The organism is Geobacillus thermopakistaniensis (genome assembly GCF_000498995.1).
GTDB classification, from domain to species: domain Bacteria; phylum Bacillota; class Bacilli; order Bacillales; family Anoxybacillaceae; genus Geobacillus; species Geobacillus thermoleovorans.
Map to the genome: position 1 here is coordinate 1 of NZ_AYSF01000101.1, position 5586 is coordinate 5586.

The following is a 5586-nucleotide window of genomic DNA, read 5'->3' on the forward strand; positions in this document are numbered from 1 at the left end:
TAACCGGAGTAGTTGAAATGGTAATAAGACGACCAATCTGACCAGCAAGGAAGCCAAGATGGGAAAGGTCATGCGGCATACGCTCGGCGCCAGTTTGAATATTAGACATAATTTATCCTCAAGTAAGGGGCCGAAGCCCCTGCAATTAAAATTGTTGACCACCTACATACCAAAGACGAGCGCCTTTACGCTTGCCTTTAGTACCTCGCAACGGCTGCGGACGACCAGGGCGAGCGCCAGAACGTTTTTTACCTTTAGACATTACATCACTCCTTCTGCACGTAATTTTTGACGCACGTTTTCTTCTGCGTCAGTAAGAACGTCAGTGTTTCCTGCGCGTACACGCAAGGTAAACGCGAACAATTCAGCGGCTTTAACCGGACGCTCGACGCCATTAATAATGTTTTCCGTAAATTCAGCGCCTTCCATGATGAGACAGGCCGTTTGAATGTTGACGGGATGAACATAATAAGCAATGACGGCAGCAATAAACTCAACAGGAGCAGGAAAGCGAGGGTATCCTACAAAGTCCAGCGTACCATAAACGCAAGCCTCAACGCAGCGACGAGCACGAGAGCGGTCAGTAGCAATCCAAACTTTGTTACTCGTCAGAAAATCGAAATCATCTTCGGTTAAATCCAAAACGGCAGAAGCCTGAATGAGCTTAATAGAGGCCAAAGCGGTCTGGAAACGTACGGATTGTTCAGTAACTTGACTCATGATTTCTTACCTATTAGTGGTTGAACAGCATCGGACTCAGATAGTAATCCACGCTCTTTTAAAATGTCAACAAGAGAATCTCTACCATGAACAAAATGTGACTCATATCTAAACCAGTCCTTGACGAACGTGCCAAGCATATTAAGCCACTTCTCCTCATCCAACGCGTCAGTTTTTGACAGAATCGTTAGTTGATGGCGAAAGGTCGCAAAGTAAGAGCTTCTCGAGCTGCGCAAGGATAGGTCGAATTTTCTCATTTTCCGCCAGCAGTCCACTTCGATTTAATTCGTAAACAAGCAGTAGTAATTCCTGCTTTATCAAGATAATTTTTCGACTCATCAGAAATATCCGAAAGTGTTAACTTCTGCGTCATGGAAGCGATAAAACTCTGCAGGTTGGATACGCCAATCATTTTTATCGAAGCGCGCATAAATTTGAGCAGATTTGTCGTCACAGGTTGCGCCGCCAAAACGTCGGCTACAGTAACTTTTCCCAGCCTCAATCTCATCTCTCTTTTTGCGTTCTGCTTCAATATCTGGTTGAACGGCGTCGCGTCGTAACCCAGCTTGGTAAGTTGGATTAAGCACTCCGTGGACAGATTTGTCATTGTGAGCATTTTCATCCCGAAGTTGCGGCTCATTCTGATTCTGAACAGCTTCTTGGGAAGTAGCGACAGCTTGGTTTTTAGTGAGTTGTTCCATTCTTTAGCTCCTAGACCTTTAGCAGCAAGGTCCATATCTGACTTTTTGTTAACGTATTTAGCCACATAGAAACCAACAGCCATATAACTGGTAGCTTTAAGCGGCTCACCTTTAGCATCAACAGGCCACAACCAACCAGAACGTGAAAAAGCGTCCTGCGTGTAGCGAACTGCGATGGGCATACTGTAACCATAAGGCCACGTATTTTGCAAGCTATTTAACTGGCGGCGATTGCGTACCCGACGACCAAAATTAGGGTCAACGCTACCTGTAGGAAGTGTCCGCATAAAGTGCACCGCATGGAAATGAAGACGGCCATTAGCTGTACCATACTCAGGCACACAAAAATACTGATAGCAGTCGGCGTGTGAATCATTAGCCTTGCGACCCTCGGCAGCAAGAACCATACGACCAATATCACGAAAATAGTCACGCAAAGCATTGGGATTATCATAAAACGCCTCTAATCGGTCGTCAGCCAACGTGAGAGTGTCAAAAACGATAAACCAACCATCAGCATGAGCCTGTCGCATTGCATTCATCAAACGCTGAATAGCAAAGCCTCTACGCGATTTCATAGTGGAGGCCTCCAGCAATCTTGAACACTCATCCTTAATACCTTTCTTTTTGGGGTAATTATACTCATCGCGAATATCCTTAAGAGGGCGTTCAGCAGCCAGCTTGCGGCAAAACTGCGTAACCGTCTTCTCGTTCTCTAAAAACCATTTTTCGTCCCCTTCGGGGCGGTGGTCTATAGTGTTATTAATATCAAGTTGGGGGAGCACATTGTAGCATTGTGCCAATTCATCCATTAACTTCTCAGTAACAGATACAAACTCATCACGAACGTCAGAAGCAGCCTTATGGCCGTCAACATACATATCACCATTATCGAACTCAACGCCCTGCATACGAAAAGACAGAATCTCTTCCAAGAGCTTGATGCGGTTATCCATCTGCTTATGGAAGCCAAGCATTGGGGATTGAGAAAGAGTAGAAATGCCACAAGCCTCAATAGCAGGTTTAAGAGCCTCGATACGCTCAAAGTCAAAATAATCAGCGTGACATTCAGAAGGGTAATAAGAACGAACCATAAAAAAGCCTCCAAGATTTGGAGGCATGAAAACATACAATTGGGAGGGTGTCAATCCTGACGGTTATTTCCTAGACAAATTAGAGCCAATACCATCAGCTTTACCGTCTTTCCAGAAATTGTTCCAAGTATCGGCAACAGCTTTATCAATACCATGAAAAATATCAACCACACCAGAAGCAGCATCAGTGACGACATTAGAAATATCCTTTGCAGTAGCGCCAATATGAGAAGAGCCATACCGCTGATTCTGCGTTTGCTGATGAACTAAGTCAACCTCAGCACTAACCTTGCGAGTCATTTCTTTGATTTGGTCATTGGTAAAATACTGACCAGCCGTTTGAGCTTGAGTAAGCATTTGGCGCATAATCTCGGAAACCTGCTGTTGCTTGGAAAGATTGGTGTTTTCCATAATAGACGCAACGCGAGCAGTAGACTCCTTCTGTTGATAAGCAAGCATCTCATTTTGTGCATATACCTGGTCTTTCGTATTCTGGCGTGAAGTCGCCGACTGAATGCCAGCAATCTCTTTTTGAGTCTCATTTTGCATCTCGGCAATCTCTTTCTGATTGTCCAGTTGCATTTTAGTAAGCTCTTTTTGATTCTCAAATCCGGCGTCAACCATACCAGCAGAGGAAGCATCAGCACCAGCACGCTCCCAAGCATTAAGCTCAGGAAATGCAGCAGCAAGATAATCACGAGTATCCTTTCCTTTATCAGCGGCAGACTTGCCACCAAGTCCAACCAAATCAAGCAACTTATCAGAAACGGCAGAAGTGCCAGCCTGCAACGTACCTTCAAGAAGTCCTTTACCAGCTTTAGCCATAGCACCAGAAACAAAACTAGGGACGGCCTCATCAGGGTTAGGAACATTAGAGCCTTGAATGGCAGATTTAATACCAGCATCACCCATGCCTACAGTATTGTTATCGGTAGCAAGCACATCACCTTGAATGCCACCGGAGGCGGCTTTTTGACCGCCTCCAAACAATTTAGACATGGCGCCACCAGCAAGAGCAGAAGCAATACCGCCAGCAATAGCACCAAACATAAATCACCTCACTTAAGTGGCTGGAGACAAATAATCTCTTTAATAACCTGATTCAGCGAAACCAATCCGCGGCATTTAGTAGCGGTAAAGTTAGACCAAACCATGAAACCAACATAAACATTATTGCCCGGCGTACGGGGAAGGACGTCAATAGTCACACAGTCCTTGACGGTATAATAACCACCATCATGGCGACCATCCAAAGGATAAACATCATAGGCAGTCGGGAGGGTAGTCGGAACCGAAGAAGACTCAAAGCGAACCAAACAGGCAAAAAATTTAGGGTCGGCATCAAAAGCAATATCAGCACCAACAGAAACAACCTGATTAGCGGCGTTGACAGATGTATCCATCTGAATGCAATGAAGAAAACCACCATTACCAGCATTAACCGTCAAACTATCAAAATATAACGTTGACGATGTAGCTTTAGGTGTCTGTAAAACAGGTGCCGAAGAAGCTGGAGTAACAGAAGTGAGAACCAGCTTATCAGAAAAAAAGTTTGAATTATGGCGAGAAATAAAAGTCTGAAACATGATTAAACTCCTAAGCAGAAAACCTACCGCGCTTCGCTTGGTCAACCCCTCAGCGGCAAAAATTAAAATTTTTACCGCTTCGGCGTTATAACCTCACACTCAATCTTTTATCACGAAGTCATGATTGAATCGCGAGTGGTCGGCAGATTGCGATAAACGGTCACATTAAATTTAACCTGACTATTCCACTGCAACAACTGAACGGACTGGAAACACTGGTCATAATCATGGTGGCGAATAAGTACGCGTTCTTGCAAATCACCAGAAGGCGGTTCCTGAATGAATGGGAAGCCTTCAAGAAGGTGATAAGCAGGAGAAACATACGAAGGCGCATAACGATACCACTGACCCTCAGCAATCTTAAACTTCTTAGACGAATCACCAGAACGGAAAACATCCTTCATAGAAATTTCACGCGGCGGCAAGTTGCCATACAAAACAGGGTCGCCAGCAATATCGGTATAAGTCAAAGCACCTTTAGCGTTAAGGTACTGAATCTCTTTAGTCGCAGTAGGCGGAAAACGAACAAGCGCAAGAGTAAACATAGTGCCATGCTCAGGAACAAAGAAACGCGGCACAGAATGTTTATAGGTCTGTTGAACACGACCAGAAAACTGGCCTAACGACGTTTGGTCAGTTCCATCAACATCATAGCCAGATGCCCAGAGATTAGAGCGCATGACAAGTAAAGGACGGTTGTCAGCGTCATAAGAGGTTTTACCTCCAAATGAAGAAATAACATCATGGTAACGCTGCATGAAGTAATCACGTTCTTGGTCAGTATGCAAATTAGCATAAGCAGCTTGCAGACCCATAATGTCAATAGATGTGGTAGAAGTCGTCATTTGGCGAGAAAGCTCAGTCTCAGGAGGAAGCGGAGCAGTCCAAATGTTTTTGAGATGGCAGCAACGGAAACCATAACGAGCATCATCTTGATTAAGCTCATTAGGGTTAGCCTCGGTACGGTCAGGCATCCACGGCGCTTTAAAATAGTTGTTATAGATATTCAAATAACCCTGAAACAAATGCTTAGGGATTTTATTGGTATCAGGGTTAATCGTGCCAAGAAAAGCGGCATGGTCAATATAACCAGTAGTGTTAACAGTCGGGAGAGGAGTGGCATTAACACCATCCTTCATGAACTTAATCCACTGTTCACCATAAACGTGACGATGAGGGACATAAAAAGTAAAAATGTCTACAGTAGAGTCAATAGCAAGGCCACGACGCAATGGAGAAAGACGGAGAGCGCCAACGGCGTCCATCTCGAAGGAGTCGCCAGCGATAACCGGAGTAGTTGAAATGGTAATAAGACGACCAATCTGACCAGCAAGGAAGCCAAGATGGGAAAGGTCATGCGGCATACGCTCGGCGCCAGTTTGAATATTAGACATAATTTATCCTCAAGTAAGGGGCCGAAGCCCCTGCAATTAAAATTGTTGACCACCTACATACCAAAGACGAGCGCCTTTACGCTTGCCTTTA

The 5586-nt window shown here is 44.8% G+C and carries 10 protein-coding genes; all 10 read right to left on the reverse strand.

Annotation, left to right across the window (positions count from 1 at the left end; genetic code table 11):
* Positions 1-109: major capsid protein (locus T260_RS1000000141160; RefSeq protein ID WP_220377258.1), on the reverse strand; the 109-nt coding region annotated here is incomplete at its 3' end.
* A 36-nt stretch (positions 110-145) separates the two neighbouring features.
* Positions 146-262 (reverse strand): phage DNA packaging protein J, encoded by a 117-nt coding sequence (locus tag T260_RS1000000141165; RefSeq protein ID WP_000033471.1) that lies wholly within the window; start codon positions 260-262, stop codon positions 146-148.
* Positions 262-720, reverse strand: coding sequence for a scaffolding protein D (locus T260_RS1000000141170; protein WP_000084700.1), 459 nt, complete (start codon positions 718-720; stop codon positions 262-264). Before T260_RS1000000141170 ends, T260_RS1000000141165 begins: the two co-directional genes overlap by 1 nt.
* Positions 717-956 (reverse strand): phage DNA packaging protein C, encoded by a 240-nt coding sequence (locus T260_RS1000000141175; RefSeq protein WP_016670801.1) that lies wholly within the window; start codon positions 954-956, stop codon positions 717-719. The genes T260_RS1000000141170 and T260_RS1000000141175 overlap by 4 nt, the downstream gene beginning before the upstream one ends.
* The gene (locus T260_RS1000000141180; RefSeq protein ID WP_435988044.1) at positions 889-1041 is read right to left on the reverse strand and encodes a hypothetical protein; all 153 of its coding nucleotides are present in this window, start codon (positions 1039-1041) and stop codon (positions 889-891) included. Before T260_RS1000000141180 ends, T260_RS1000000141175 begins: the two co-directional genes overlap by 68 nt.
* Complete coding sequence (locus tag T260_RS1000000141185) at positions 974-2515, reverse strand: replication endonuclease (protein WP_000252566.1); 1542 nt, start codon at positions 2513-2515, stop codon at positions 974-976. Before T260_RS1000000141185 ends, T260_RS1000000141180 begins: the two co-directional genes overlap by 68 nt.
* 63 nt (positions 2516-2578) lie before the next feature.
* Positions 2579-3565, reverse strand: coding sequence for a Minor spike protein (locus T260_RS1000000141190; RefSeq protein ID WP_000466547.1), 987 nt, complete (start codon positions 3563-3565; stop codon positions 2579-2581).
* An 8-nt stretch (positions 3566-3573) separates the two neighbouring features.
* Positions 3574-4101 (reverse strand): hypothetical protein, encoded by a 528-nt coding sequence (locus T260_RS1000000141195; RefSeq protein ID WP_000487867.1) that lies wholly within the window; start codon positions 4099-4101, stop codon positions 3574-3576.
* A 110-nt stretch (positions 4102-4211) separates the two neighbouring features.
* Complete coding sequence (locus tag T260_RS1000000141200; RefSeq protein ID WP_000065572.1) at positions 4212-5495, reverse strand: major capsid protein; 1284 nt, start codon at positions 5493-5495, stop codon at positions 4212-4214.
* 36 nt (positions 5496-5531) lie between these two features.
* On the reverse strand, positions 5532-5586 hold a 55-nt coding region (locus T260_RS1000000141205; protein WP_173400021.1), incomplete at its 5' end, for a phage DNA packaging protein J.

What these genes read in the sequence shown, in the direction of transcription:
- T260_RS1000000141170 (WP_000084700.1), bottom strand. Translation starts at nt 720, where the DNA reads ATGAGTCAAGTTACTGAACAATCCGTACGTTTCCAGACCGCTTTGGCC.
- T260_RS1000000141185 (WP_000252566.1), bottom strand. Translation starts at nt 2,515, where the DNA reads ATGGTTCGTTCTTATTACCCTTCTGAATGTCACGCTGATTATTTTGAC.
- T260_RS1000000141190 (WP_000466547.1), bottom strand. Translation starts at nt 3,565, where the DNA reads ATGTTTGGTGCTATTGCTGGCGGTATTGCTTCTGCTCTTGCTGGTGGC.
- T260_RS1000000141200 (WP_000065572.1), bottom strand. Translation starts at nt 5,495, where the DNA reads ATGTCTAATATTCAAACTGGCGCCGAGCGTATGCCGCATGACCTTTCC.
- T260_RS1000000141195 (WP_000487867.1), bottom strand. Translation starts at nt 4,101, where the DNA reads ATGTTTCAGACTTTTATTTCTCGCCATAATTCAAACTTTTTTTCTGAT.
- T260_RS1000000141165 (WP_000033471.1), bottom strand. Translation starts at nt 262, where the DNA reads ATGTCTAAAGGTAAAAAACGTTCTGGCGCTCGCCCTGGTCGTCCGCAG.